We start from the raw sequence: 26308 nt of genomic DNA on the forward strand, positions 1-26308 counted from the left end.
GATAGAGTGATTCAAAGAGTTAGAGCGTCCTTGATGCGTCCAGATGGACGCAGGGCGTTCTACACGGCTTTGCGGGCATGGGTCAGTTCGGCAACCTTCTTGATGTGGCTGACGGCAGCGGTGCCCCCGGCGGTCTTGGTGAAGAGGTCGAGAACATCTTCGTCGTCCTCGGCGACCGGTGTCAAAGCCTTGTCCATGTAGCTTTTGGCGCCGGCATCGCGGGCAATCAGGAAGGCCGAAACACTGAGATTGATGATCGTGCCGGCGAGCGATACGTGCTTGCGGATCGTATCGAAGGCAAAGCGCGGCCAGAAGAGCAGCGGATGCTCGCGTTTCAGGCCGGGGCGGCGCTCCGAAGGATGCTTCAGGCGAACCAGACCGCTCTGCAGTGGATGAACGTTTTCAAGAGGCACGGTGGTCGCAAACGACACCAGTACCTTGACGAGGCTGGAGAGCTTGATGCCGGTTGCCGCTCCGCGGCGCAGCAGGGTCTTCATATGCTCAGGCGAGTAATAGAGCGACCAGGCCTCCTGATAGATATCTTCCCACTCTTTCTTGCTCATCTTCGGATGCGCTGTGCAGACATGCTCGACATCGTAGATATTGAGATCAGGATCCATCTCGATGCCCTTCTTCCAGAGGACCTGATGGTCCTCGGAGCCGGGCAGGGGCGTCAGAATGAAGAATTCGATGACGTCGAGCGGCAGTTCTTCCTGAATGATCTTGATATCGCGACGGATCGATTCCGGCGTGTCGGCCGGGAAGCCCAAGATATAACCGGCCAGCGTCATGATGCCCTGTGCCTTCCAGGCCAGCAGCATCTTTCGATATTCGGTGATCTTGTTCTGGTTCTTCTTGGCGGCGGTCAGATTGTCAGGATTGACGTTCTCGAGGCCAATGAAGACGCGGGTGACGCCGGCGCGCTTCGATTTTTCGATGAAGTTTGGGATCTTGTGGCAGAGCGTGTCCACCTGGATCATCAGGCCGAGCGGAATGCCGTCTTTTTCCCTGAGCTCGATCAGCCGGTCGAAGATCGCTTCCCAGTCCTTGTTGCGGGCGAAATTGTCGTCGGTGATGAAGAATTTATGGATGCCCTGCGCCCAGTTCATGCGCACCAGCTTCTCGACATCGTCAGCCGAGCGGAAGCGGGATTTGCGGCCCTGCACGTTGATGATCGTGCAGAAGGAGCATTGGTAGGGGCAGCCGCGGCCCGCATCGAAACTGGTGCTGAGGCCAAGCGTGCGCTGGATATTATCCTTCGGCAGGAAAGGTACCGGCGTGCCGCCGATGCCGGGAAGGTCGTTCATGAAATTGTAAAGTGGCTTCAGCTCGCCGGCGGCTGCATCGCGCAGCACCATCTCCAGCCGTCCTTCAGCCTCGCCCGCAAACATCGAAACACCCATCTTGCGGCATTCGTCGAGCCCGATGGCATCGCCACTCAGCATCGACAGGCATCCCGAGATATGGAAACCACCCATCGAAACCGGCAGTCCGGCTTCGCGGAAGGGGCGGGCGATATCGAGCGCACGAGGATACTGGTTGGACTGGACGCCGATAAGCGCAATCATCCCGAAGTTGTCATTGCGTTTGAACTGGGAGATCAGCGCCGCAAAATCGATCCGCGTATTGGTCTCATCGATGACGGTGATGTCGATGGCGGTGTCGGCCCCAAGCACCTGCCGCTCCGCACACTCGGCGGCAATCCCAAAGATCGCCGCCAGCGAGTTGGAGGGGATCATTGCCCGCCACCATCGGATCACGTAGCCGTCGTCGTCATAATGCGACGGCTTTATCAGGACGAGCTGAAACCGTCTGCGAGCAGCCTCTGAAATATCGGGCAAAATAACTATCTTTCGTTGTGGTCTGCATAGCTGGACTTGGTGGTACTGCAGGCCGGTCTAAGACACGGATTTCAGGCTGTCGAAAGGCGCGCCCCATACTTGGGAAGGCGATAGGCAAAACGCAATAGAACAATGCAAGGCACGAACACCTGACCTTACCAATATCTTTTGACATAGGATATAGGCAGTTGCCGCAGACCACAGGCAGCCACCAACAGCGTGCAATGAGGCGCGCAGTAGTAAAATAAGAATTGAGGATCAGTGGCTTACGTGCTCTAGCCTGGAAAGGCGAGGGCGTTCCCTCGCTTCTTCAAAGTTCAGATTTTATGTCGCCCATGCGGTTCCACGCATCGAGGCCGGCGATTTTATAGGCTTCTGCAAGCGTCGGGTAGTTGAAGGTATTTTCGACGAAATATTCAACAGTACCCTTCAGGTTGAGCACAGCCTGGCCGATATGCACGAGCTCGGTAGCACCTTCGCCGACGATGTGTACGCCCAGCAGGCGGCGCGTCTTTAACGAGAAGATGAGCTTCAGAAGCCCTGTATCGAGGCCCATGATGTGGCCGCGCGATGTCTCCCGGAAACGGGCAATACCGCACTCATAGGGAATGCCACGCTCCTTCATTTCCTCTTCGGTCAGGCCGCAGGTGGAGATTTCAGGCACGGCATAGATGCCATAGGGGAAATATTTCTGCGGTTCCTTCGCAACGGCGCCGATTGCGACGCGCGCAGCAATGCGGCCCTGTTCCATTGAGGTCGAGGCAAGGCTCGGGAAGCCGACAACGTCGCCGGCGGCGTAGATATTAGGCACGGACGTCTGGAACGTCTCGGGATTGACCTTCAGGCGTCCGCGGCTGTCCGCCTCAAGACCGATGGCATCCAGGTTGAGCGTATCGGTGGCGCCCATGCGCCCGGCGGCGAAAAGCACCATGTCGGTCACGAGATGCCGGCCGCTGTCGAGTGTCAGCTGCACCTTGCCTGTCTCAAGTCGCTCGACCTTCTCGGCCTTCGTGCCGAGCAGCAGCTTCATATTGCGGTCGCGCAGCTGATAGGTGAAATCCTCGATGATTTCCTTGTCGATGAAGTCGAGCATGGTCGACTTTGGATCGATGACGGTCACGACCGTATCCAGCGCCGAAAAGATCGTTGCATATTCGATGCCGATGACGCCGGCGCCGATGACGACCATGCTGCGTGGCAGCTCCTCGATATCGAGCAGTTCGTCGCTATCGAGCACGGTCTTGTTGTCGAAGGGCATGTAGTCAGGCCGAAACGGCTTGGTGCCGACGGCGAGCAGGATGCTGGCGCCAGTCACCGTCATTGTGTCGCCGTCGTCCTTGATGATCTGCAGGGTATTGGTATCGACGAAGCTTGCCTTGCCGCGGATATGCTGGACGCGGTTGCGGGCGAACTGATGTTCGAGCACTTCCACTTCATGATCCAGCGTGATCAGCAGGCGACGGCGCAGGTCTTCAGCGCTGATCTCCTGCTTGACGCGGTAGCTGCGGCCGTAAAAACCGCGCTCGCGCCAGCCGGAAAGATTGAGTGCGGTTTCGCGCAACGTCTTGGAAGGGATCGTGCCGGTATGGACGGACACACCGCCGACACGTTTTCCCTGCTCGATGACCAGCACTTTCTTGCCGAGTTTTGCAGCCTGGATTGCGCCGCGGCGCCCTGCCGGACCGCTGCCGACTACCACGAGATCGTACTGGAACATCTTTAGCCCCGAACTGGAATTGGAATCATATTGCGACGCGAAATGTCGCGCGTTCATCGGTAGCCGGTCAATGTTACAGTTTGTATTCCGGCGCAGTTTAGGAGTTCAAAAAGCCGAACATTGGCTCAAGCCGCTCGAATGTGCGGTCCATCGCGTAGGCGCCGATAAAGAAAAGCGATAGATGGCCGTATGTCAGCGAGATCTGCGACTCCGCCGCGATCTCTCCTTCCTTGGCAACGCCGGCGACGTAGATGGCTGAAGCCAGTCCCGTACGGTCGGCGCCGGCCTTGCAGTGGATGAGCAGCGGCTTGGGCGCGGCGGCCATGATCGCCATCAGCTGGCGCCCTTCCTCGATGGAGAGTTCTTTCGTCGCCGACATACGGAAATCGATATGCTGGACATTGAGGCCCTTTGCTGCGGCGACCTCGTTGTCGTACCAGGCCTCGCCGCTGCTATCGCCGCGGAGATTCAGTACGGATTTGATGCCGTACTCCTTGACGAGTTCGCCAAGCTTCGCGGGCGAAGGCTGGGCGGAGCGGTAGACCTGGCCATCGACCACCGCATGAACATTGGTCGAAACCTGCAGGTATCCGAGATAGAGACCGGTTACGACGAGCAGCAGAAGTGTCAGTCGTATCAGCGATCGAAGGCTCGGCGGCGCGTACAAGCGACCAGGAGAAATGCCCATAATTCCCATCCTGTTGTCAGTCATTCAGCTTGGAGAACGCCAAGATGGCTTTTTCATGCCTTAGCCGCAGTCTTATATCAAGCGCAGGCCCTTGAGGCTTGCTTGTCCGTCTTTGCCGATGATGATGTGATCGTGGATGGCAATACCGAGCGGCTTTGCAGCATCGATGATCATCTTCGTCATGTCGATATCGGCGCGCGATGGTGTAGGGTCGCCCGAGGGATGGTTGTGGACGAGAATAAGCGCCGTTGCCGAAAGCTCGAGCGCCCGCCTGACCACCTCGCGCGGATACACGGGTGTGTGGTCCACGGTTCCGCGCCCCTGCACCTCGTCGGCGATCAGCGCGTTGCGTTTGTCGAGGAAAAGAATGCGGAACTGCTCGCGCGTCTCATGCGCCATGGCCGCATGACAATACTGGATGACCGACGACCACGAGGAAAGCACCTGCTTGCCCTTGAGCTCGCTCTTCAACGTGCGATGGCTAATGGTGGATATCAGCTTCAGATCGAGCGCCACCGCCTCTCCGACGCCCTTGACCTCCTGCAGCAGCGCTGCCGGTGCGCCGAAGACGCCGGCAAGCGACCCGAAGCGATCGATCAGTGCCTTGGCAATCGGCTTGGTGTCGCGGCGCGGGATCAGCCGGAAAAGCAGAAGTTCGAGGATTTCATAATCGGCAAGCACCGTATCGCCATGGTCGCGGAAGCGATTGCGCAGCCTCTCGCGATGGCCGTGATAATGCTCTTCCTTGGCGGGCAGGGCGGCTTTTTTGGCGGAAGCTGCCGCCTTTGACGGCTGTCCGAAAAACGCCCGTTCGTCCATAGCGATATCCTCGTCCATGTCGAAAGGCAGTTCGTCGTTGCCAACCTGCGGAACGGGACCTTTCGCCATGGCGAGTGTTACCCGTTGAGCGGCGGCAGGCCTGGCCGGTCGAGACCGGCGGGCGACAGCGTGAAGATCTCGCAGCCATTGGCGGTCACGCCGACCGTATGTTCGTACTGCGCTGATAGCGACCGGTCGCGCGTCACGGCGGTCCAGCCGTCCGCCAGCACCTTCACATGCGGGCGTCCGAGATTGATCATCGGCTCGATGGTGAAGATCATGCCCTCACGCAGTTCCGGCCCTTCATTGGCGCGGCCGTAATGCAGGATGTTCGGCGAATCGTGGAAGAGACGGCCGACACCATGGCCGCAGAAATCGCGCACGACGGAGCAGCGCTCCGCTTCGGCATAGGTCTGGATCGCTTCGCCGATCGCGCCGGTGCGCGCGCCGGGATGAACGGCGGCAATGCCGCGCATCAGCGACTCATAGGTCACTTCCAGCAGACGTTCGGCTGCGCGCTTGACCTGGCCGACCGGATACATGCGGCTCGAATCCCCATGCCAACCGTCGACGACGAAGGTCACGTCGATATTGACGATATCGCCCTCGCGCAGCGGCTTGTCATCGGGAATGCCGTGGCAGACCACATGATTGATCGAAGTGCAGGTGGACTTGGTATAGCCGCGATAGTTCAGGGTCGCCGGATAGGCGCCGTTATCCATGCCGAATTCGAAAACGAAGCGGTCGATTTCATTGGTTGCGAGACCCGGCTTGACGATATCGGCAAGCGCATCGAGGCAGCGCGCGGTCATCTGGCACGCATTGCGCATTCCCTCGAATGCTTCAGGGCCATAAAGCCTGATGGCGCCGGTATTCTTCGGCGGCGCGGAGGAGGCTTCGATATAATTCACCATTGCAAGGCCTTAGCAGAAATTGTCGTCTCTTTTCATAATGCAGCTATGCCGGGTTCGTCCATCGCGATCAACCGCATGGGCAAGATTTCTCGGGCGCGTTGTACCGGGTGAAAAAATGCCGCCGGGCCGCCCACCAGCGTCAGCAGAGCTGCGGACCATCAATATCCACAGTCTTCTCAATAAGATAGGATTGTGAACGGAAAATTCCACTGTTACTCACCGATTGGTGACAGACCGGGGTTGACCGAATGCTGAATGAAACTGCCATGGCCGCGCTCGAACAGACGGGTGCCAATGAGCCTGAAAAGCGTATCCGCGACAGAAGCGCTACGGAACGCGCTATCCTGAAAGCCGCCAAGAACCTGCTGGCGGAAGAGGGTTTCCAGAATTTCGGCATCAATGCCGTCGCCCGCCGCGCCGGCTGCGATAAGCAGCTCATCTACCGCTATTACGGTGGTCTCGACGGCCTCGTCGAGGCGATCGGCGCCGATCTCGGCAACTGGGTCAAGGACCGCATCCCCGAAGATACCGGCGGCATGTTCCTCTTGACCTATGGCGATCTCATGGAGCGGCTGTCGCTGCTTTTCCTGGAAGCGCTGCGCGACGATCCCCTAATGCGCCGCATCGTCGCCTGGGAGATCTCGGAAAATACCGAGCAAGTGAGGCGTCTCTCCGAGGCGCGCTCAAAAGCGCTCGGACTGTGGCTGGATCGCATGCGCGGCTCGCTGACGCCGCCGAAGGGCATCGATCCGGCAGCCGTCAATGCGCTGATCTTTGCCTCGATCCAGCATCTTGTGCTGTCGGCGGCCGCCGGCGGTCAGTGCGCGGGTCTGGTTTTGAAGAACGGCAAGGACTGGGAGAAGGCGGCCACCGCGTTGAAACGGCTGGTGCGCGGCGTCTACGGCTGAACAATCCACAGCCTCCGCCCGGCCATTAACCTTAACAATTGGTTTACGTTGCGTGACGCTGGTTAACTCGCCAGTGTGGCCCACATTAGAAATGTAACAATTGTGGACCCGAGTTCAGTGATGGGAACCAGAGCAGCCAGAACCGCGTTGCTTGTCGCGGCGATGATGTTTTTCGCCGTGCTGGCGCTGGATATCGCCGTGCCCACGCTCGTACTCTGCATCATGGCATCGTCGGTCTGGCTCGTTTCCCTTGATATGCCGGTCCTACACAAGCACGAAGGAGAGGCCGCATGAAGTGGTTTCTGATCTTCTGGGCCGGTCCGATCGTCTTCCTGGCGGGATGGTACTGGCTTTCTTATTACGATCTGAACTTCGGCATCTTCATGCTGACGCGGCAGGTCCATGACCTGACCTTCCAGATTTACGGCAAGGCGCTCGGCCTGCCGCCGCAGGAAATCCCGCCGCTCGTCGCCCGCGCGATTGCCGTCGACAGCCTCGTCGTCTTCGCCATCATGGGCTTCCGCAAGCGCCGCCAGATCGCCACCTGGTGGAAGGCGCGTCACGCTTCCGTGCCGTCGGCAGATCTCGCCAGCAAGGAAAGCCTGTCGAGCGCTCCCTGAAGGATGAAGCTTGCCGCAGCCGAATCGATCCGTTCGGCGCGTTTTGCCCGCGAAACATCCATTTCCAGCAGGGCACGTTCGGCAGCCACCGTCGATAGCCGCTCATCCCAATAAATGAAGGGAATGGCGGTCTTTTGCTCCATGTTGCGCACGAAAGCCCGCGTCGCCTGCACGCGCGGTCCTGCGGATCCATCCATATTCATCGGCAGGCCGATGACGAAGGCCGCGACCTTCTCCTTTGCTGCGAAGCTCAGCAGCGTCTCGGCGTCGTTGGTAAATTTCTCACGCTTGAGGACCGGGCGCGGCGTCGCAAAGCGGCGTCCGAGATCGGACATGGCAAGACCGATCGTCTTGGTGCCGAGATCGAGGCCGGCGATTGCCTGTCCAGGACCGAGCGTTCCGGCCAGTTCCTCGATCGTAAGCACCGTCATTGCCGTGTCATCCTCTCAAAAGAAATTGAAGTTCCCACCGCTTTTCTTTGCGGCCATATCGGCTATGTCCTTAGAGCAATTCCAGAAAAAGTGCGAAACGGTTTTCCGACCGGAATTGCTTTAGACCGTTCTGGCCCGGAAATCGCTTTTGCATCATGTAATAAAGGAGACTTTTCATGAAGATCACCTGGCTCGGCCATTCTGCTTTCCGGATAGAGACGAAAGCCGCCAAAATCCTGATCGATCCCTTCCTGACCTATAATTCGTCCTTCGTCGGCCAGGATATCAAGGAAGTGACCAGCGGCACCACCCATATCCTGCTGACCCACGGCCATGGCGACCATGTCGGCGATACCGTGGAGATCGCCAAGGAAACCGGCGCCGTCGTTCTCGCCAATGCCGATCTTGCCTCCTGGCTCGGAACCAAGGGGGTCGATAAACTCGAAATGGGCAATACCGGCGGCACCGTCCCGCTCGGCAGCTTCACCGCTACCTTCACCAATGCGCTGCATTCTTCCGCACAGACCACTGAAGACGGCGTTTCCCATTCGCTCGGTAGCGCGAACGGCCTCATGCTGCATTTCGACGACGAGCCAAGCCTCTTCCACATGGGCGACACGGATATCTTCTCCGACATGGCGCTGATCAACGAGCTGCATCAGCCGGATATCGGCATCGTGCCGATCGGCGACCGTTTCACCATGGGTGGTGCGGTGGCGGCTCTCGCCTGCCAGCGCTACTTCAATTTCAAGACAGCCATTCCCTGCCACTACGGCACCTTCCCGATCATCGACCAGACGCCGGAAAAATTCATTGCTGGTATGGAAGCGTCGAAGACGCAAGTGAAGGCGCCGAAGCCTGGCGAAAGCCTGTCGCTCTGATGCACAAGCCCCCAAATCCTGGTGGGTTTGGGGCCAGGAATTCTGCATTGCCGAAAAGGCAAACCCGTTGCACAGGACGGACATGGTCTTTATAGCGATAGGAAAATTCCTATCCGGAGAATGCCATGTCCGTCGATCTCGCCACCGTTAAGCGCGTTGCGCGCCTTGCCCGTATTGCCGTCTCGGAAGAAGAGGCAAATCGCATGGTCGGCGAATTGAATGGTATCCTCGGCTTCGTCGAGCAGCTTTCCGAAGTGAATGTCGAGGGCGTCGAGGCCATGACCTCGGTGACGCCGATGGACATGAAGAAGCGCACCGATGTCGTCAATGACGGCAATAAGGCCGCCGATATCGTTGCCAATGCGCCGATCACCGACCACAATTTCTTCCTGGTGCCGAAAGTCGTCGAATAAGGCCTTGGCCGCCTCTTTCCGACCCTGTTGCCATTTCCAGATCTGAAGCGAAAACACGATGAGCGAACTCACCAGCCTGACCATTGCCGAAGCCCGCCAGAAGCTGCGCGCCAAGGAAATCACCGCGACCGAACTGACCGAGGCCTATATCTCGGCGATCGATGCGGCCAATGGCCAGCTCAATGCCTATATCAAGGTCACGCCGGATCTCGCCCGTGTTATGGCGAAGAATTCCGACGAGCGCATCGCCTCCGGCAAGGCCGGCGATCTCGAAGGCATTCCGCTAGGCATCAAGGACCTCTTCGCTACCGTCGGCGTGCACACGCAGGCCTGCAGCCATATTCTCGATGGTTTCGAGCCGCGTTATGAATCGACCGTAACCCAGAACCTCTGGGATGACGGCGCCGTCATGCTGGGCAAGCTCAATATGGACGAATTCGCGATGGGCTCTTCCAATGAGACTTCGCATTATGGCGCAGTCATCAATCCCTGGCGCGCCGCAGGCTCCAACCAGCAACTCGTTCCGGGCGGCTCGTCTGGCGGTTCGGCTTCAGCCGTTGCCGCGCATCTCTGCGCTGGTGCTACCGCAACCGACACCGGCGGCTCGATCCGCCAGCCTGCAGCCTTCACCGGCACGGTTGGCATCAAGCCGACCTACGGTCGCTGCTCGCGTTGGGGCACGGTTGCCTTTGCCTCTTCGCTCGATCAGGCCGGCCCGATCGCCCGCGACGTCCGCGATGCTGCGATCCTGCTGAAGTCGATGGCAAGCGTCGATGCCAAGGACACCACTTCCGTCGACCTGCCGGTGCCGGACTACGAAGCCGCCATCGGCCAGTCGCTGAAGGGCATGAAGATCGGCATTCCGAACGAATATCGCGTCGATGGCATGCCCGACGAGATCGAAGCCATCTGGCAGCAGGGCATCGCCTGGCTGAAGGATGCAGGTGCGCAGATCGTCAACATCTCGCTGCCCCATACCAAATACGCCCTGCCGGCCTATTACATCGTGGCACCCGCTGAAGCCTCTTCGAACCTCGCCCGTTATGATGGCGTACGCTACGGCCTGCGCGTCGACGGCAAGGATATCGTCGATATGTACGAAAAGACGCGCGCTGCCGGCTTCGGCCAGGAGGTCAAGCGCCGCATCATGATCGGCACCTATGTGCTGTCGGCCGGCTACTACGATGCCTACTACCTGCGAGCTCAGAAGGTCCGCACGCTCATCAAGCGCGACTTCGAACTGGCCTTCGATGCCGGCGTCGACGCCATCCTGACGCCGGCCACCCCGTCGTCCGCCTTCGGCGTTGCAGACGAGAACCTCGCCGCCGATCCGGTCAAGATGTACCTGAACGACATCTTCACGGTGACGGTCAACATGGCCGGCTTGCCGGGCATCGCCGTTCCCGCCGGCCTCGACCACAAAGGCCTGCCGCTCGGCCTGCAGCTCATCGGCAAGGCCTTCGACGAGGAAACCCTCTTCAAAACCGCCCATGTCATCGAGCAGGCCGCCGGCAAGTTCACGCCAGCCAAGTGGTGGTAACGGACCTCACGATCCGAAAAATCAAAGACGCCGACCTTCAAACGGTCGGCGTTGTCGGTTTTGCCGCATGGGCAGCAAGCGATCCCTACGAAGACAGTTACCGCGATTCGGACATTATCGAGCGCGTGCGGCAGGAATTCGCGACCTTCGCCAATACGACGGCAGCCGAAATCGTTGTTGCCGAGTTGAATGGCGAAATCGTCGGCTGGGGCGCACGCGAAAATGCCCCGAACTATATTTCCGATCTGTGGGTGCATCCCGCTCATCAGGGCAAAGGCATCGGTAAGGCTCTTCTGCTCCACCTCTGCGAATTGATGAAAAGCGAAGGTTTGGACACGGCGCGGCTCGATACACACGCCAAAAACAACGGCGCGATCCGGCTTTACAAACGCTGCGGCTTCGCCATCATCTGGCACGGGATCGAGTTTTCCAAGAGCATGGGTGTTCCGCTCGAAAAGGTGCATTTGCAGAAGCAGCTGGCTCAAGATTAGCCCCGAGAGCCTGTTGCATTTGCGCAACGCACAGTCGATCGCAACTTAGCGTTTCATTTTTCCCATTGCCATAACACCACGAAATACCCTAAACACCGCCTCCCGGTCGTCAGCCGGTGTGGACGTCAACGGATGGAGTTCAAAACCTCCTCCCGTGCAGTCGGCTTTGCCGCGCTGTATACGGATGCCGCATCGGAGGTCGGAAGCGGATATAGCTCAGAGGAAGAGCGCCGGATTATCATCCGGAGGTCGCGGGTTCGAGTCCCATTCCGCACCATTGGATGGCTCAGTAGGTAGAGCGTCAGGCTTGTAACCTGAATGTCGAAGGTTCGAATCCTTCTCCAAGCGCTGGTTCGCGGCACCAGAGAAGCTGAAATTGACGGTTCGGGGACCGGAATGTCGAGGAGCGGAAAGAGGCCGAAAGGTCTCGGCCCATTCCAGAACCAGGGGCGCAAGCCAGAGTGACAGTGACGATCAAGCCGCAAGCCGGTCTGCCGAGGAGCGCGTTCCAAGGCCCGTCTGTTTGCCGCGACATCCTCTCCTGTTCTTCCGCAAACGCAGCCTGTCACCGGTTCCCGGATCAATACCGGGTGTGAATGCCTGAACTGAATGATTGAAACACAAACACAAGGAAAATTCGGTCGATGACTTAGCGAACCGAAGGAGTAACGAACATGATAGAACTTCTCTCGATGATTTTGGGACGCAGGCGCGTCCTTGTGAAGGAAAACGAACGTGTGATCGCCCTGAACAAGGGCCAGATTATCGGTGTATTCGGATCGGGTCTGCATTGGCTGCCGAACACACGCAATAGTCTGGAGATTGTCCGTCACGACCTGAACAACCCGGTATTCGTTTCGGCCTATGAGAAGGCTCTGTTCGACAAGCTCCCCGATGTCGCCAAGCAGAATCTGACCGTTTTCCGTACCGCTGCCTTCGAGGTGGCGGTAATCGAACGGGATGGCGCGATCTTCGCAGTGATGCTGCCGAACCAGAAGCTGGCAGTCTGGAAGGACGCTGGACCCTGGACAGAAAAGAGGATCGGTGTTTCTGAAAATCTGACGGTCGATCCAGAGCTCAGGCGCCGCATTCTGCAGGCCCGAAAGGTTGAGGCAGTGAGCGTGCATCTGGTCAATGAAGGGCAGGTCGGCCTGCTTTTCGTCGACGGTGTGCAGTCCGGAATGCTTTCCGCAGGCGTTCACGCTTTCTGGAATGTCGGCAAGGCTTTCCAGGTGAAGGTGATCGATCTGAAGTGGCAGACGCTCGATGTTGCTGGCCAGGAACTCCTGACCCGTGACCGCGTGACGATCCGTATTAACATCTCTGCCGAATACCGTGTCGTAGACCCGGTCAAGGCGGTGACTGTGGTGAAGGACTTTTCGGATGCGCTCTACCGCGCGCTTCAGTTCGTCTTCCGCCGCACGCTTGGCAGCCTGACACTGGATCAGATTCTCGAGCGTAAGGTGACGATCAATGCGGAGGCCGCCGAGAAGGTCCGCGAGGACATGGCGACGATTGGGATCGAGGTCTCCGGCATCGAACTCAAGGATGTGATCCTGCCGGGCGAGATGCGCGAGATCCTCAACCAGGTCGTTGCTGCTGAGAAGCAGGCCGAAGCGAACGTCATTCGCCGCCGTGAGGAAACGAACGCCACGCGTTCGCTCCTCAACACGGCGAAGGTCATGGCCGAAAACCCGGTCATGCTGCGCCTGAAGGAGCTTGAGGCTCTTGAAACCATTGCCGGCAAGGTTGGTCACCTGACCATCCACAACGGCACGGGCGGATTGATGAACGACATCATCAATCTCCGTGATTGAAGAAAGGCAGGCGCCGTCTCGGATTTCGAGGCGGCGCCTGTTATAGAGGGAGGTCTTTGCGAGGAGGGCCTCATGCCGAAACAGGATCTTGCGCGGTTGATCGGGGCCTTTGATCGCCTCGCCGCCAGTGGCTTTAAATTGGGCGCAGAGTGGGAGGCGGTTCACGAAATCTGCCAGAACCACGAGGGTGAACAGGTTTTCGACTGGGGCCATGCCCTTTGCCACCGCGTCGAAGGCGACGATTGGAACGCCGGTTATTGGTATCGCCGCGCCGGCAAGACGATTGGAGCAGGCACGATTGCCGAAGAATGGGCGGCGATGCGCCCGGAGCTTTCTGAAAAGCTCTGAAACGTTCCTGGCCGCACGACGACGGCGCCGCGCGGCCAGGCTTTGTCAGACCTATCTGTTATCGAGCTGCGATCTGACGAGCTTCAGTCCTCTTTCGGTGATCCGATAGGGCTGGCCGGCGGAAGATTTGATTGCCTTCAGCCGTTTCAGCTTGCGGAAAAGCTCCATGCCGAAGCCGGGATAGACCCAGCCGTCGCGGGTGAAGCAACTTACCGTTTCGATCTTTTTATTGTCGTCTCGGGTGATTTCGATACGGCCGCCCTGGGCCATAAGGTGCAGGATGCGCTGTTCTGCGCGCGAGATGTCCATTGCTGTTGATCCGGAAACGCGCCTTCAGGAAGGCGCACGAAAACGATCTGGCGTTCGGGTTTAGCCGATACGCCGCGGCTTCGTTTTTAGGGCCCATGCGCGCGAGGCTGTGCTTGCGGGCAGGGCCTTTACCGGGTCTCAGGCAGGTTAGACATAAAACACCTCTGACGGGCTTTTTATCAGCAACCACAATCCGGTCAATCAGCCGCAGCGGAACAAAAAAGCCGCCGATAATATTGCTTTCGCTTCTTCATCTCATTGCAGGGACTGGAAAATTGCCCGACTCAATGGTCTACTACTCTGTAGTAACGCGGAGGTGCCATTGATCCACATTCGCAATGCCCGCGAAGGCGACACGGCGCTCTTGAGCGAAATCGGCTTGCGAGCCTGGCAAAGAGCGATGGCATTGATCGGCGAATCGGACGCCATGACGGATGGAGCCCGCACCGCCTTCCGAACGTTCGTGGATAATAACTGGCTCACCATCACTGTCGTCGAACAGAACGGGCAGGTTGCCGGCTGGGCCGCGCGCGAAGGACTGGACGAGACCATCTCTGACTTCTGGATCGATCCGAGCTTCAATCGTCAGGGCCTCGGCACCGCGCTTCTGGAGCATATCGAGTCTGATATTTTCGAGCAGGGCTTCGAGGAGGCGGCGATGCAGACCCATTCTGGAAATACGGAGGCGATCTCCTTCTTCCAGAAGCACGGCTACACGATCCACTGGCTTTCGGTCGCTTATAATCCGAAGCTCGACCGCGACGTGCCATCAGTCGGTCTCAGCAAGCATCTCGGCCCGCAGGAGCCGGAAGGCTACGGCCCGGGTTTCTAGGCTGCCGAAAGCCTTGCACCGGCAGGCCATTTCCTTTACCTCACCTGTTGAAAAGAACAGCCTTCGAAGAGCATCTCATGACCATTGTCGACGTTCGCACGCCTGATCCGAAACGTTATATCCCCGGCGCCACCGGCGATTGGGAAGTCATCATCGGCTTGGAAGTCCATGCCCAGGTGCTTTCCAATTCCAAGCTTTTCTCCGGCGCTTCGACGGAGTTCGGCAAGCCGCAGAATTCGAACGTCTCGCTCGTCGATGCGGCCATGCCCGGCATGCTGCCCGTCATCAACGAGGAATGCGTCAAGCAGGCGGTGCGCACTGGTCTCGGCCTGAAGGCCGAGATCAACAAGCGTTCGGTCTTCGACCGCAAGAACTATTTCTATCCGGACCTGCCGCAGGGCTATCAGATCTCGCAGTACAAGGACCCGATCGTCGGCGAAGGCAAGATCGTCATCTCGCTCGGCCCGGATCGCCAGGGCCAGTTTGAGGACATCGAGATCGGCATCGAACGCCTGCACCTGGAACAGGACGCCGGCAAGTCGATGCACGACCAGCATCCGACCATGTCCTATGTGGACCTGAACCGTTCCGGCGTTGCGCTGATGGAAATCGTCTCCAAGCCGGATATGCGCACCTCTGACGAGGCCAAGGCCTATATGACGAAGCTGCGCTCCATCGTGCGCTACCTCGGCACCTGCGACGGCAACATGGACGAAGGCTCCATGCGCGCCGACGTCAACGTCTCCGTGCGCCGACCGGGCGAGCCCTTCGGCACGCGTTGCGAAATCAAGAACGTCAACTCCATCCGCTTCATCGGCCAGGCGATCGAATACGAAGCCCGCCGCCAGATCGGTATCCTGGAGGATGGCGGCACCATCGATCAGGAAACCCGTCTCTTCGACCCGAACAAGGGCGAGACGCGGTCCATGCGCACCAAGGAAGATGCGCATGACTATCGCTATTTCCCCGATCCGGATCTGCTGCCGCTCGAATTCGACGACGCCTTTGTCCGTGATCTTGCTCGGTATCTGCCGGAACTGCCCGACGACAAGAAAGAGCGTTTCGTCCGCGAGCTCGGTCTCTCTATCTACGATGCCTCCGTGCTCGTCTCGGAAAAGGCGATCGCCGATTATTTCGAAGCCGTTGCCGAAGGTCGTGACGGCAAGGCCGCCGCCAATTGGGTCATCAACGATCTGCTCGGCGCGCTCAACCGCACCGGCAAGGATATCGAGGAAACGCCGGTTTCCCCGGCTCAGCTCGGCGCCATCATCGACCTCATCAAGGCCGAGACCATCTCCGGCAAGATCGCCAAGGATGTTTTCGAGATCATCCTCAACGAAGGCGGCGATCCCGCCGAGATCGTCGAAAGCCGCGGCCTGAAGCAGGTGACGGATACCGGCGCGATCGAGAAGGCTGTCGATGAGATCATCGCCGCCAATCCGGACCAGGTCGCCAAGGTCAAGGCAAAGCCGACGCTTGCCGGCTGGTTTGTCGGTCAGGTCATGAAGGCGACCGGCGGCAAAGCCAATCCGCAGGCTGTTCAGGCCCTCGTCAAGGCCAAGCTCAGCATCGAGGAAGAATAAGCCAACGGCCTCGGCCAAACAGCGTGGAGCGGTGTTCGGAAGACCGATACCGTGAGGAGAAGGTCTTGGTTTATTTCGTCCGAACGGCTGGCGAGCGCGATCTGGAGAATGTCCGCGCCCTGCTGGTCGAGAGTTTCCATGCGGCCTATGATGCAAGCCATGGCGTTGCGAAGGTCAAAGAACTGATCGCTCATCTCTTTTCGCCGGCTGCGCTGAAGGCGCGGCTGACGAAGAAGAATGCCGAATTCCTCGTTGCCGATGACGGTCGGAATATTGGCGGCATGGGCTATGCGGCCATGTCATCCGAGATGACGAAGACTGTCATGCTGCATCTCCTCTATGTAAAGCCGGATCTGCAGCGCCAGGGCATCGGCCGCGATATCTTCGCGGAGCTTGAGACCTGTTTTCCGGATGCGGAAATCATGCGGCTGGAAGTCGAGGTTCAGAACCACGAAGCCATCTATTTCTACACCCGGCTCGGTTTCGTCGAAGCCGGACGCAATGAGAACAGTGGCCCCGGCCAGTCCGGCGTTCCGACGCTGGTTTTCGAGAAAGCGCTCGAGCTCCACTGATATGGCATCCGGCGACATTATCATCCGCGAAGCACGTGAAGCCGATCTGCCGGCGTTGATTGCCATGTTTGCTGCCGATCAGCTCGGCGGCCATGGGGATACGAGTGATCCGGAGGCCTATCCGGAGTACGCCCGCGCCTTTGCGGGGATCGCTGCGTCTCCCAACCAGACGCTGTATGTTGCCGAACGGGACGCTGACGTCGTCGGCACCTTTCAGACGATGATCACCACCTCGCTCAATGCACGCGGCTCATCCGCCATGATCATTGAGGCGGTGCAGACGCGCTCCGATATGCGCGGGCAGGGCATCGGTGCGCGGATGATCGAATTTGCCATTGCCGAGGCGAAAGGTCGCGGCGTACGGCTCGTCCAACTGACATCGAATGCGGTACGCAAGGATGCCCATCGTTTCTACGAAAGACTGGGCTTCAAGCCATCGCATCTCGGTTTCAAGATGGCTCTGAAATGACCGTAGTTTCGGCGGGAATCACTGGACAATTCGGCTTGGCGGCGGCATAAGCGAAAAAGCCTATCTGCTTTCGTCCGCGTCCTGCGGCCACGAGGAAAAGACATGATCAAGTTCCTGTTGCACACCTTCACCTGGTGGAACAATTACACTTTCGGCACGCTCTTCGCCCTTCGCGGCTTCAAGCGCGTTGGTGAAGACGAGTTGGGCAATGTCTATTACGAAGGCGGTCTTTCCTCCTACGGCCTGCCGAAGCGCTGGGTGATTTACAAGGGTTACGCCGAAGCTTCCGCCATTCCTCCGGGCTGGCACGGCTGGATGCATCACCGCACCGATGTTCCTCCGTCCAAGGAAACCTACGTCGCTAAGGAATGGCAGAAGCCGCACCGCGCCAACCCGACCGGTTCGCCGCAGGCTTACCGTCCGCCGGGCTCGCTCTCGGTTGCCGGCGAACGTCCGCGCGTGACCGGTGACTACGACGCCTGGACGCCGGGCAACTGAGCGTCAAGCATCTGATGGCGGGTTCTGCCCCGCGCTTTGGCCACAATTGACCTTTACCCGCAGGTTGGCCGCAATCGCTGCGGCCATGAACCTGATATGTGCTGGAGACGGGTAGATATGAAGCTTTCCCTGCGAAACACGGTCCTGCCGGCTGCGGGAGCTGTATCGCTATTGGCGCTTTCCGCCGGGCTTCTTTCCAATCAGGCACAGGCTGCCCGCATCGACAATCCGGTCGCCGTCTTCTCCGGCCTCGACAAGATCACCGGCCGTATCACCACTTTCGACGTCTATGTCAACGAAACGGTCCAGTTCGGCGCCCTGCAGGTGACGCCGAAGGCCTGTTATTCGCGCGATCAGTCGGAAGCCCAGAAGATCGATGGTTTCGTCGAAGTCGACGAGATCACGCTCGACCGCAAGATCCGCCGCATCTTCACCGGCTGGATGTTTGCCGACAGCCCCGGCCTCAACGCCGTCGAGCATCCGATCTATGACGTCTGGTTAAAAGACTGCAAGCAGAACTCCGACGTCCCGCCTCCGGACAGCGCCGGCGCGAAATAAGCTTTTTCTGACGGAATAATCGTTCCCTAGAACGCGAGATGCGGCGATTCCATTGCGGCGGCGAGCAGTAGCGCATAGTCCGCCTTAGGCACGTCAATGGCACCGAATGTCTTCAGATGCTCAGTCGTGAATTGCGTGTCGAGCAGGGTGAAATGTTTCTGGCGCAAATGCTCGACTAGATGCACGAGACAGATTTTCGAAGCATCGGTGCGCCGCGAGAACATGCTTTCCCCGAAGAAGGCGGAGCCAAGCGACACGCCGTAGAGCCCGCCGACCAATTCATCACCATCCCAGGCTTCGACGGAATGGGCGTGGCCCATGCGGTGCAGGGCGGAATAGAGTGTCCTGATGGTCTCGTTGATCCAGGTACTTGGGCGGTCGGATGTTTCCTGCGCGCAAGCGGTGATCACGGCATCGAAATCGCTGTTGAAGCGGATGTCGAAGGGCCTCTGCTTGATCGTCTTTCGAAGGCTTTTGGAAACGTGAAAACGATCGCCCAGCGGAAGGACACCGCGGACATCGGGTTCGACCCAGAAAATTTCCGGGTCGTCGGCGGATTCGGCCATGGGAAAGAGGCCGATCGAATAGGCGCGCAGGAGGATTTCCGGGGTAATACCTGGTGACTTCCTGCGCGCTCCTGCCATTCCTGTCCTACGCTGCCGGCTTGCTGTTGGCGAGATACTTTTCCAGCCAATGGATATCATAATCGCCATTGGCGATATCCTGGTTAGAAACGAGATCCTGGAACAGTGGCAGCGTCGTCTTGATTCCGTCAACGACAAATTCATCGAGCGCACGGCGCAGGCGCATCATGCATTCGACGCGTGTCCGGCCATGCACGATCAGCTTGCCGATGAGGCTGTCGTAATAGGGCGGGATCTTGTAGCCCTGATAGGCGCCGGAATCGATGCGCACACCAAGTCCACCCGGTGCATGGAAATGCGTAATCGTGCCGGGCGAGGGCACGAAGGTGCGTGCGTCCTCGGCATTGATGCGGCATTCGATGGCGTGGCCGTGGAAGTGTACTTCATCCTGCGTGACCGAGAGCCCGCCGCCGGAGGCAACGCGGATCTGTTCATGCACGAGGTCGATGCCGGTGATGGCCTCGGTGACCGGATGTTCCACCTGCAGACGGGTGTTCATTTCGATGAAATAGAACTCGCCGTTTTCGTAGAGGAATTCGATCGTGCCGGCGCCGCGATATTTCAGCTTCATCATGGCGTCTGCGCAGATCTGGCCAATCTTCATGCGCTGCTCGACATTGAGGGCAGGCGAGTTGGCTTCTTCCCAGACCTTCTGGTGACGGCGCTGCAGCGAGCAGTCGCGTTCGCCGAGATGGACCGCATTGCCTTCGCCGTCGCCGAACACCTGGATTTCGATGTGGCGCGGCTTTTCGAGATACTTTTCCATGTAGACGGCGTCATTGCCGAAGGCAGCGGCCGCTTCGGTGCGGGCCGTCGACCATGCCTCGATCAGGTCGGCCTCGGTCTTGGCAACCTTCATGCCGCGTCCGCCGCCGCCGGCCGTTGCCTTGATCAGTACCGGATAGCCGATTTCGGCTGCCGTCTTCAGTGCATCCTCTTCGGTCTTCACTTCGCCATCGGAGCCGGGAACGACCGGGATGCCGAGTTCCTGGGCCGTGGTCTTGGCGGTGATCTTGTCGCCCATGATGCGGATATGTTCCGCCGTCGGGCCGATAAAGGTAATGCCGTGCGCTTCGAGAATATCGGCGAACTTGGCATTTTCCGACAGGAAGCCATAACCCGGATGCACGGCGTCAGCGCCGGTGATTTCGCAGGCTGCGACGATCTGATGAATATTGAGATAGCTTTCGCGCGACGGCGGCGGGCCGATGCACACACTCTCATCGGCAAGGCGCACATGCATGGCGTCGGCATCGGCCGTCGAATGCACGGCAACACTTGCAATGCCGAGCTCCTTGCAGGCGCGCAGCACGCGAAGGGCGATCTCGCCACGATTGGCTATGAGGATCTTCGAAATCATTGGCAAAGCCTTATTCGACGACGACGAGCAGCTGGCCGTATTCGACGGGCGAACCGTCTTCGACAAGGATTTCCGTGACCTTGCCGGATTTCGGTGAGGGGATCTGGTTCATCGTCTTCATCGCTTCGATGATGAGGAGCGTCTGGCCTTCCTTGACGGTGGCGCCAACTTCGATGAACGCGCGCGCGCCCGGTGCCGGAGCCATATAGACCGTGCCGACCATTGGTGCGTTCACCGTATTGGCCGGGTTACGGCCGGCTGCTACCGGAGCGGCGGCGGCCGGGACTGCTGCGATCGCTGCAGGCGCCGCATAAGCAGGGCCTGCGATCGGTGCCTGGATGTACTGGGGCGTGCCTGCGCGCGAAACGCGGATACGCAGATCTTCCTGTTCGACTTCGATCTCGGTCAGATCCGTGTCCTTGAGGATGTTGGCGAGATCGCGGATCAGTGCCTGATCGATACCGGATTTCTTTTCAGCCATGAGTGTTGCCCTGTCTTCTTCTTATGCCGTGATGTTCTTCAGCGCGTGCAGCGCCAGGATGTAGCTATGAGGCCCGAAGCCGCAGATCACGCCCTTGCATGCGGGTGCGATCATCGACTTGTGGCGGAATTCTTCCCGCGCGTGCACGTTGGATATGTGGAGCTCGATGACGGGAATGGAAATGGCACGGATCGCATCATGCAGCGCGACCGACGTATGCGTATAGGCGCCTGCATTGATGGCAACGCCGATGGCCTTTTCATCCGCTTCGTGGAACCAGTCCACCAGCGTGCCTTCGTGATTGCTTTGGCGGAAATCGATGTCGAAGCCGAGTTCGCGGCCCGCAGCCTTGCAGTCCGCCTCTATGTCCTTGAGCGTCTTGCCGCCATAGATGCCAGGTTCTCGCTTGCCCAGCATATTCAGGTTGGGCCCGTTCAGGACAAAAATCGTTTGCGTCATCGAATGTTCCGTTTGGCGCACCGGCTCTTGATCCTCTCGGGATCAAGCGACCGCTACGCGGTTCACTGTATTCATCGCGTCCTGTGCCAGCCTATCGGCAGCAAAGGCACGGGAATGCGCGAGCGCCACCTATAGACTCCACGCGGGCTTATTGAAAGCCCTTACAGAATCGGCAAGGGACGTCGCGCCATGTTTGTCCACATGGCTGAAACGCTTCGATTTAGGCGATTTGATGAGCGCGGGTTCAGCAGCTCGTCTTGCCGCAGGCCCGCATGTTCTTCACCTTGGCTTCAAGATCGTCGATGCCGACGGCGCCGGGCACCATTTCGTTGCCGATCACATAGGACGGTGTACCGCTGATGCCGAGATTGGCGGCGAGCTGATAGGTCGCCTGCACGATGTCATCGTTCGGGCTCTTTTTCATCTCCGCGCGAATCTTGTCTTCGCTGACGCCGAGAGAGGAGGCGACCTGGATTGCGGTATCCTCGGAGGCGCGGCCGTCGCTGCCGAGTAGCGCGACGTGGAAATCGCTGTACTTTTCAGGCGCAAGCCGGCGGAAGGCATCTGCCACGCGATGTGCCGCGACCGAATCCGGTCCGAGAATCGGGAACTCCTTCAGCACGAAGCGGACATTCTTGTCCTTCTTCAGGAGCGCCTGCATGTCGGGCAGGGCGTGACGGCAATAGGTGCAGTTATAGTCGAAGAACTCGACGACGGTGACATCGCCCTTCGGGTTGCCGAGTGTCACGTCATTCTTGGAATCGAAGATGCCGTCGGTATTGTTCTCGATGGCCATGGTCGCCTTCACCTGCTGGGCCATCTGCTGCTTTTTCTGCAGCGCATCCTGCACCTCGAGCATGATCTCCGGATTTTCGATCAGATACTGCTTGATGAATTCACCCAGTTCCTTCTTCTGCTGGTCGTCGAATGCAAATGCCTGAGCCGGAAGGGCGATGGAGGCTGCAAGCACCAGCGCGGTGAGCGTTTTGGAGAAGAAGGCCATGGTATCCTCGTCGTCGACTGATGGGTTTTCGAACGAAAAATACCATCGCCGGGTTAATGGGCTTGGATGCGTCCGCATCAAATTACGGCGCGTCGGGCCGCCATCAAACAGGAATTTTCCTCCGATCCAAGCCCTCGCGGGATTGTGATGAGCCGATTATTGCGGCAATTGTCTGGCCTTTATCTGAAGCCAGGCAGGAAGTGATCGTGTTTTCCATATCGAAACGCAGCGAAGTCGAACCATTCCACGCCATGGATGTTCTGGCCGAAGCGACGAAGAGACGGGCAGGCGGTCACCCCGTCATTTCCATGGCTGTCGGCCAGCCCTCGCATCCAGCTCCCCAGGCAGCCCTTGAGGCCGCCCGCACAGCGCTTGCCGAGGGGCGGATCGGCTATACGGATGCGCTCGGCACAGCGCTGCTGAAACATGCGCTCGCCTGGCACTATCGCGATCGCCACGGCCTTGAGATCGATCCCGTCCGCATTGCCATCACAACCGGCTCGTCGGCGGCCTTCAATCTCGCCTTCCTGTCGCTTTTTGATGCCGGCGATGCGGTTGCCATTGCCCGGCCGGGCTATCCTGCCTATCGCAACATCCTCGGTGCCCTCGGCCTCAATGTGGTCGAAGTGCCCGTCACATCAGAAACGCATTTCACGCTGACGCCCGAAAGCCTCGAAGCGATCCAGAAGGAAAAGGGCGTGAAGCTGAAGGGCGTGCTGCTTGCAAGCCCTGCAAATCCGACCGGCACGGTGACCGGCCGCGAAGGCCTGAAGGCGCTTGCCGCCTATTGCGATGCCAATGACATCGCCTTCATCTCCGACGAGATTTATCACGGCCTCACCTTCGCAGGCGAAGAGACGAGCGCGCTGGAGCTGACGGACGAGGCGATCGTCATCAACTCCTTCTCTAAATACTATTGCATGACCGGCTGGCGCATCGGTTGGATGGTGCTGCCTGAGCGGCTGGTGCGCCCGATCGAGCGCGTCGCCCAGAGCCTCTATATTTCGCCGCCGGAGCTTTCGCAGATCGCAGCCACAGCAGCGCTCGGCGCCAGCGAGGAACTGGATCGCGTCAAGGCAAGTTATGCCGCCAATCGCGAACTGCTGCTCGACCGGCTGCCGAAGATCGGCCTTGCACCGGCGTCGCCCATGGATGGCGCCTTCTACGCCTATGTCGACGTATCGCGCTTCACCAATGACAGCATGGATTTCGCGCGCCGCATGTTGGCGGAAATCAACGTCGCCGCCACGCCCGGCCTCGATTTCGATCCGGTGGAAGGACCGCGTACGCTCCGCATGTCCTATGCCGGTTCAGAAGCCGAGATCGCCGAAGCGGTAGAGCGCATCGGCGTATGGCTGAAATAGGCGAGGCCTAGGTCCGATATTCGGGCGCCTGCCGGTCGAGAACGCGCCTGACGCTTTCGAGATGCAGGCGGGCACTTTCCGGATCGCCTTCACGCATCTGCTTTGCCGCCTGTTCAGCAATCTCTTCTGATACCGGCACCAGCCGGCGTCCGGTGCTCATCGCCTTGAGTTGAACCTCTGCGGCGCGCTCCAGATAATAGAGATCGTCCCAGGCTTCGGCGATGTTTGGCGCGCAGACCATGACGCCATGGTTCTTCATGAACAGGATGTCCTTGTCGCCGAGCACGGCTGCGATCCTGTCGCCCTCACGTTCATCGAGCGCCAGTCCACTATAGTTCTCGTCGACGGCGACGCGGCCATAGAACTTCAGTGACGTCTGTCCAGCCCAGATGAAGGGATCGCCCTCGACCATGCTGAGCGCTGTCGCATTCGGCATATGCGTGTGGAAGGCCGCACCGACGCGCGGCGACATCTTGTGCAGGCGGGCATGGATGAAGAAGGCTGTTGCCTCTGGCACGCCGTCGCCGGCAATGACGTTGCCTTCAAAATCGCAGATCAGCAGCGATGAAGCCGTTGCCTCCTGAAAGGCCCAGCCGAGCCTGTTGACGAGAAAGAGATCGGGATGGCCGGGCACGACTGCCGAGAAATGGTTGCAGATGCCTTCCTCAAGCCCGAGCCGCGCCGCCATTCGAAGGCACGCTGCGAGATCGACACGCGCCTGCCAGATCTCGTCGGTATCGAGCGGCAGATTGCGCAATATCGCCGGCTGTCCCTTCGCCAGGTTCAGTTCATGGGCCATGTCTTGTCTCCTATCGCGTCAATTACATCCAGCCGTGTGCGGCAAAAAGACCGGGTACCTTGTCGAGCGTGGGCACGATCTCGTTGGGGCGGTAGTCGCTGAGCGGTTTCCGTCCCGTGCCACGATCAACCCAGATCGCACGAAAACCGAGTTCTCGCGCGGCGGCAAGGTCAAGATGCGGGCTGGCGCAGATATGTACGAGATCATCCATGCCGATGCCGAGCGTTTTCCAGGCGTGCCGGAAGATTTGCGGCGAGGGCTTATAGGCTTCCGCCTGCTCCGCGGTGATCACCCGGTCGACGAAACCGCCGAGCTGCGCGACATTGCCGGCAATGATCGCGTCGTCCGTATTGGAAATAATGGCAAGCCGGAAACCGGCAGCTTTCAGCCTGCCGAGCGTTTCTACCACTTCCGGGAACGGCGGCATCCGGCCGATAGAGGATGTCAGCAGATGGGCATCAGCGGTGTGGAATGGCAGGCCGAACTCCTTCATGGCAAGTTCCAATGCGAGAGCCGTGACTTGGCTGAAGGATCGGTGCGGCTTTTGCTGTTCCAGTTCATGCTCGTAGCGGTCATAGACGGCAATGAAGGCGGCCTGGTCGATATCGCGGCCTTTGGCTGACAGGATCGCGCCCATGGCAGCAAGCAGGCCTTCATCCCATTGAATCAGCGTGCCGTAGCAATCGAAGGTCAGCCAGGTTGGTCGGTTTCCGGGAAGGGTCATCTCTCATCTCCATGATTTGCTTCATGTTGACAAAGAACAGCGTCATTGAGAAATTAAATGTGATAATTACGGACAGTGGAAAACCGAATGAGCTTCGCCTTTGACCTCGATCTTCTCCGGACCTTCGCAGCGGTCGTTGATGCCGGCGGCTTCACGCGGGCGGCTGAGCGTGTTCACCTGACCCAGTCCACCGTCAGCCAGCAGATCAAGAAGCTCGAGGCCAATATCGGCCACACCCTGCTTCTGCGCGACAAATCGACGGGTGGTATCCAGACGACGGAGGAGGGCGAAATTCTCTTGAGTTATGCCCGACGTCTGTTGGCGACGGCAGAAGAGGCAATGGACGTCATGCGCAAGCCCGCTGCGCCCAAGACCGTCAGGCTCGGCGTTCCCGAGGATTTTGCCGGTCGCAGGCTCATCGATCTTCTCTCCGGTTTTTCCGCTGCCTCACCGCATATTAGGCTCGACACCGTCAGCGGCTGGAGCGTCGAGCTTCGCCGCCTTCTCGATACGGGTGAAATCGATCTGGCACTGATCAAGCGGGAACCCGGTGATGGTGCCTGTCTGGCGAGTTGGAAGGAGGAACTGATCTGGGTCGAGAGCACGCGCCGGTCGGTGAGGAATGAGCCGGTCCCGCTTGCTGTTTTTCCTGTCGGCTGCATCTACCGTGAACGGGCGATCTGCTTCATCGAGCGCAGCGGATGGCGCTGGCGCATCGCCTATACGAGCCAGGGTTTGATGGGCGTTCAGGCGGCGGTCGCCTCAGGCCTCGGCATCAGCCTGCTGCCGTCGGATGCCGTCCTGCCTGAACATCGCCGGCTTGGAGCAGCAGACGGGTTCGATCCGCAGCCGGCATCCGAACTCGCACTCGTCAGGGGAAAGATGCGCCTCACGGCGGAGAGCCGGTCGCTCGCCGATTTCCTCGCGGCCAATCTTTAGAGCCTTTCTCGGTCAGATCGCAGCATTCTGCCGGAGCAGGTTTTCGTCAGGGCAAAGGCGATGGGCGAAGGGCATACCCCTAGGTACGTCCGAGCCGATCGCCTTTGATCCTGGCGGAAAGATGCCCGGCCCTAGCTGGTTTGCAAGCAAACCACCGGGGTTGGCTGAAACGGGTCGCCTGATCGATCGGCCGGCTTGGCCGTAGATCTGGGCTACGACGCGCGCCGGCCGGTCGACCATCCGACTCCGTTTGAGCCAACAGAATGCTGCAATCTGACCAGGAAAG

The 26308-nt window shown here is 59.1% G+C and carries 32 protein-coding genes; 17 read left to right on the forward strand and 15 right to left on the reverse strand.

Features of this window, described 5'->3' with window-relative positions:
• Positions 1 to 59 precede the first annotated feature (59 nt).
• The 5 genes from AB8B33_RS07290 to map all read right to left on the reverse strand — a co-directional run bounded on the left by AB8B33_RS07290 (position 60) and on the right by map (position 5979).
• Entirely contained in the window at positions 60 to 1841 is a 1782-nt protein-coding gene (locus AB8B33_RS07290) for a B12-binding domain-containing radical SAM protein (protein WP_439014842.1), read from the reverse strand.
• Positions 1842 to 2151: 310 nt separating this feature from the next.
• Entirely contained in the window at positions 2152 to 3558 is a 1407-nt protein-coding gene (gene sthA, locus AB8B33_RS07295) for a Si-specific NAD(P)(+) transhydrogenase (RefSeq protein ID WP_439014843.1), read from the reverse strand.
• A gap of 97 nt (positions 3559 to 3655) precedes the next feature.
• Positions 3656 to 4246, reverse strand: a complete 591-nt coding sequence (locus AB8B33_RS07300) for a dual specificity protein phosphatase family protein (protein ID WP_439014844.1) — start codon at positions 4244 to 4246, stop codon at positions 3656 to 3658.
• Between the two features lie 72 nt (positions 4247 to 4318).
• A complete protein-coding gene (gene radC, locus AB8B33_RS07305) occupies positions 4319 to 5134 on the reverse strand; it encodes a RadC family protein (RefSeq protein ID WP_439014845.1) in 816 nt (271 codons plus the stop codon).
• An 8-nt stretch (positions 5135 to 5142) separates the two neighbouring features.
• On the reverse strand, positions 5143 to 5979 hold the full coding sequence (map, locus tag AB8B33_RS07310; RefSeq protein ID WP_113322415.1) for a type I methionyl aminopeptidase: 837 nt from the start codon (positions 5977 to 5979) through the stop codon (positions 5143 to 5145).
• 248 nt (positions 5980 to 6227) lie between these two features.
• Between map and AB8B33_RS07315 the strand changes: the two genes are divergently transcribed.
• The 3 genes from AB8B33_RS07315 to AB8B33_RS07325 all read left to right on the forward strand — a co-directional run bounded on the left by AB8B33_RS07315 (position 6228) and on the right by AB8B33_RS07325 (position 7507).
• A complete protein-coding gene (locus AB8B33_RS07315; protein WP_113322414.1) occupies positions 6228 to 6887 on the forward strand; it encodes a TetR/AcrR family transcriptional regulator in 660 nt (219 codons plus the stop codon).
• Positions 6888 to 7007: 120 nt separating this feature from the next.
• Positions 7008 to 7181, forward strand: coding sequence for a hypothetical protein (locus AB8B33_RS07320; protein WP_439014846.1), 174 nt, complete (start codon positions 7008 to 7010; stop codon positions 7179 to 7181).
• Entirely contained in the window at positions 7178 to 7507 is a 330-nt protein-coding gene (locus AB8B33_RS07325; protein WP_439014847.1) for a DUF6105 family protein, read from the forward strand. Before AB8B33_RS07320 ends, AB8B33_RS07325 begins: the two co-directional genes overlap by 4 nt.
• Here the strand turns inward: AB8B33_RS07325 and ruvX are convergent.
• Positions 7447 to 7938 (reverse strand): Holliday junction resolvase RuvX, encoded by a 492-nt coding sequence (ruvX, locus tag AB8B33_RS07330; RefSeq protein ID WP_439014848.1) that lies wholly within the window; start codon positions 7936 to 7938, stop codon positions 7447 to 7449. The two genes, AB8B33_RS07325 and ruvX, sit on opposite strands and share 61 nt — an antisense overlap.
• Before the next feature lie 176 nt (positions 7939 to 8114).
• Between ruvX and AB8B33_RS07335 the strand changes: the two genes are divergently transcribed.
• From AB8B33_RS07335 to AB8B33_RS07360, 6 genes are all read left to right on the forward strand, one after another.
• Complete coding sequence (locus AB8B33_RS07335) at positions 8115 to 8819, forward strand: metal-dependent hydrolase (RefSeq protein ID WP_439014849.1); 705 nt, start codon at positions 8115 to 8117, stop codon at positions 8817 to 8819.
• Between the two features lie 125 nt (positions 8820 to 8944).
• Entirely contained in the window at positions 8945 to 9232 is a 288-nt protein-coding gene (gene gatC / locus AB8B33_RS07340) for an Asp-tRNA(Asn)/Glu-tRNA(Gln) amidotransferase subunit GatC (RefSeq protein WP_310383213.1), read from the forward strand.
• A 58-nt stretch (positions 9233 to 9290) separates the two neighbouring features.
• Positions 9291 to 10772: an Asp-tRNA(Asn)/Glu-tRNA(Gln) amidotransferase subunit GatA gene (gene gatA / locus AB8B33_RS07345; RefSeq protein ID WP_439014850.1), complete on the forward strand. Its 1482-nt coding sequence runs from the start codon at positions 9291 to 9293 to the stop codon at positions 10770 to 10772.
• Positions 10763 to 11263, forward strand: coding sequence for a GNAT family N-acetyltransferase (locus AB8B33_RS07350; RefSeq protein ID WP_439014851.1), 501 nt, complete (start codon positions 10763 to 10765; stop codon positions 11261 to 11263). Before gatA ends, AB8B33_RS07350 begins: the two co-directional genes overlap by 10 nt.
• A gap of 677 nt (positions 11264 to 11940) precedes the next feature.
• Entirely contained in the window at positions 11941 to 13080 is a 1140-nt protein-coding gene (locus tag AB8B33_RS07355) for a slipin family protein (RefSeq protein WP_439017197.1), read from the forward strand.
• Between the two features lie 72 nt (positions 13081 to 13152).
• On the forward strand, positions 13153 to 13428 hold the full coding sequence (locus AB8B33_RS07360; RefSeq protein WP_007825228.1) for a hypothetical protein: 276 nt from the start codon (positions 13153 to 13155) through the stop codon (positions 13426 to 13428).
• A gap of 51 nt (positions 13429 to 13479) precedes the next feature.
• On the opposite strand, the gene AB8B33_RS07365 is transcribed toward AB8B33_RS07360, so the two are convergent.
• The gene (locus tag AB8B33_RS07365; RefSeq protein ID WP_310383221.1) at positions 13480 to 13737 is read right to left on the reverse strand and encodes a YjhX family toxin; all 258 of its coding nucleotides are present in this window, start codon (positions 13735 to 13737) and stop codon (positions 13480 to 13482) included.
• 322 nt (positions 13738 to 14059) lie between these two features.
• On the opposite strand from AB8B33_RS07365, the gene AB8B33_RS07370 reads away from it, so the two are divergent.
• The 6 genes from AB8B33_RS07370 to AB8B33_RS07395 all read left to right on the forward strand — a co-directional run bounded on the left by AB8B33_RS07370 (position 14060) and on the right by AB8B33_RS07395 (position 18249).
• The gene (locus tag AB8B33_RS07370; protein WP_439014852.1) at positions 14060 to 14569 is read left to right on the forward strand and encodes a GNAT family N-acetyltransferase; all 510 of its coding nucleotides are present in this window, start codon (positions 14060 to 14062) and stop codon (positions 14567 to 14569) included.
• Positions 14570 to 14646: 77 nt separating this feature from the next.
• Entirely contained in the window at positions 14647 to 16152 is a 1506-nt protein-coding gene (gene gatB, locus AB8B33_RS07375; RefSeq protein ID WP_439014853.1) for an Asp-tRNA(Asn)/Glu-tRNA(Gln) amidotransferase subunit GatB, read from the forward strand.
• A gap of 65 nt (positions 16153 to 16217) precedes the next feature.
• A complete protein-coding gene (locus AB8B33_RS07380) occupies positions 16218 to 16724 on the forward strand; it encodes a GNAT family N-acetyltransferase (protein ID WP_439014854.1) in 507 nt (168 codons plus the stop codon).
• 1 nt (position 16725) lies between these two features.
• Positions 16726 to 17193 carry a GNAT family N-acetyltransferase gene (locus AB8B33_RS07385; protein ID WP_310383229.1) on the forward strand — a complete coding sequence of 156 codons (468 nt, stop codon included), beginning with the start codon at positions 16726 to 16728 and terminating at the stop codon, positions 17191 to 17193.
• Between the two features lie 102 nt (positions 17194 to 17295).
• The gene (locus AB8B33_RS07390) at positions 17296 to 17691 is read left to right on the forward strand and encodes an NADH:ubiquinone oxidoreductase subunit NDUFA12 (RefSeq protein WP_113322402.1); all 396 of its coding nucleotides are present in this window, start codon (positions 17296 to 17298) and stop codon (positions 17689 to 17691) included.
• Positions 17692 to 17808: 117 nt separating this feature from the next.
• Positions 17809 to 18249, forward strand: coding sequence for a DUF2155 domain-containing protein (locus AB8B33_RS07395; protein WP_037106339.1), 441 nt, complete (start codon positions 17809 to 17811; stop codon positions 18247 to 18249).
• A 26-nt stretch (positions 18250 to 18275) separates the two neighbouring features.
• Here AB8B33_RS07395 and aat read toward each other — a convergent pair whose 3' ends face one another.
• From aat to AB8B33_RS07420, 5 genes are all read right to left on the reverse strand, one after another.
• Positions 18276 to 18893: a leucyl/phenylalanyl-tRNA--protein transferase gene (aat, locus tag AB8B33_RS07400; protein WP_310383232.1), complete on the reverse strand. Its 618-nt coding sequence runs from the start codon at positions 18891 to 18893 to the stop codon at positions 18276 to 18278.
• A 7-nt stretch (positions 18894 to 18900) separates the two neighbouring features.
• A complete protein-coding gene (gene accC, locus AB8B33_RS07405; protein WP_310383234.1) occupies positions 18901 to 20253 on the reverse strand; it encodes an acetyl-CoA carboxylase biotin carboxylase subunit in 1353 nt (450 codons plus the stop codon).
• Between the two features lie 10 nt (positions 20254 to 20263).
• The gene (accB, locus tag AB8B33_RS07410) at positions 20264 to 20734 is read right to left on the reverse strand and encodes an acetyl-CoA carboxylase biotin carboxyl carrier protein (RefSeq protein WP_439014855.1); all 471 of its coding nucleotides are present in this window, start codon (positions 20732 to 20734) and stop codon (positions 20264 to 20266) included.
• 21 nt (positions 20735 to 20755) lie between these two features.
• Entirely contained in the window at positions 20756 to 21193 is a 438-nt protein-coding gene (gene aroQ / locus AB8B33_RS07415; RefSeq protein ID WP_113322398.1) for a type II 3-dehydroquinate dehydratase, read from the reverse strand.
• Between the two features lie 244 nt (positions 21194 to 21437).
• Positions 21438 to 22196 carry a DsbA family protein gene (locus AB8B33_RS07420; RefSeq protein ID WP_113322397.1) on the reverse strand — a complete coding sequence of 253 codons (759 nt, stop codon included), beginning with the start codon at positions 22194 to 22196 and terminating at the stop codon, positions 21438 to 21440.
• A 206-nt stretch (positions 22197 to 22402) separates the two neighbouring features.
• Between AB8B33_RS07420 and AB8B33_RS07425 the strand changes: the two genes are divergently transcribed.
• Complete coding sequence (locus AB8B33_RS07425; protein WP_113322396.1) at positions 22403 to 23560, forward strand: aminotransferase class I/II-fold pyridoxal phosphate-dependent enzyme; 1158 nt, start codon at positions 22403 to 22405, stop codon at positions 23558 to 23560.
• A gap of 7 nt (positions 23561 to 23567) precedes the next feature.
• Here AB8B33_RS07425 and AB8B33_RS07430 read toward each other — a convergent pair whose 3' ends face one another.
• Positions 23568 to 24359 (reverse strand): aldolase, encoded by a 792-nt coding sequence (locus tag AB8B33_RS07430; protein WP_113322395.1) that lies wholly within the window; start codon positions 24357 to 24359, stop codon positions 23568 to 23570.
• Positions 24360 to 24381: 22 nt separating this feature from the next.
• Positions 24382 to 25083 carry a haloacid dehalogenase type II gene (locus AB8B33_RS07435; RefSeq protein WP_113322394.1) on the reverse strand — a complete coding sequence of 234 codons (702 nt, stop codon included), beginning with the start codon at positions 25081 to 25083 and terminating at the stop codon, positions 24382 to 24384.
• A gap of 87 nt (positions 25084 to 25170) precedes the next feature.
• On the opposite strand from AB8B33_RS07435, the gene AB8B33_RS07440 reads away from it, so the two are divergent.
• Positions 25171 to 26022 (forward strand): LysR substrate-binding domain-containing protein, encoded by an 852-nt coding sequence (locus AB8B33_RS07440; protein WP_439014856.1) that lies wholly within the window; start codon positions 25171 to 25173, stop codon positions 26020 to 26022.
• 12 nt (positions 26023 to 26034) lie between these two features.
• Here the strand turns inward: AB8B33_RS07440 and AB8B33_RS07445 are convergent, their stop codons facing one another.
• On the reverse strand, positions 26035 to 26262 hold the full coding sequence (locus AB8B33_RS07445) for a hypothetical protein (protein ID WP_439014857.1): 228 nt from the start codon (positions 26260 to 26262) through the stop codon (positions 26035 to 26037).
• Positions 26263 to 26308: the final 46 nt, after the last annotated feature.

Source organism: Rhizobium sp. 768_B6_N1_8, assembly GCF_051811225.1.
Lineage (GTDB): Bacteria > Pseudomonadota > Alphaproteobacteria > Rhizobiales > Rhizobiaceae > Rhizobium.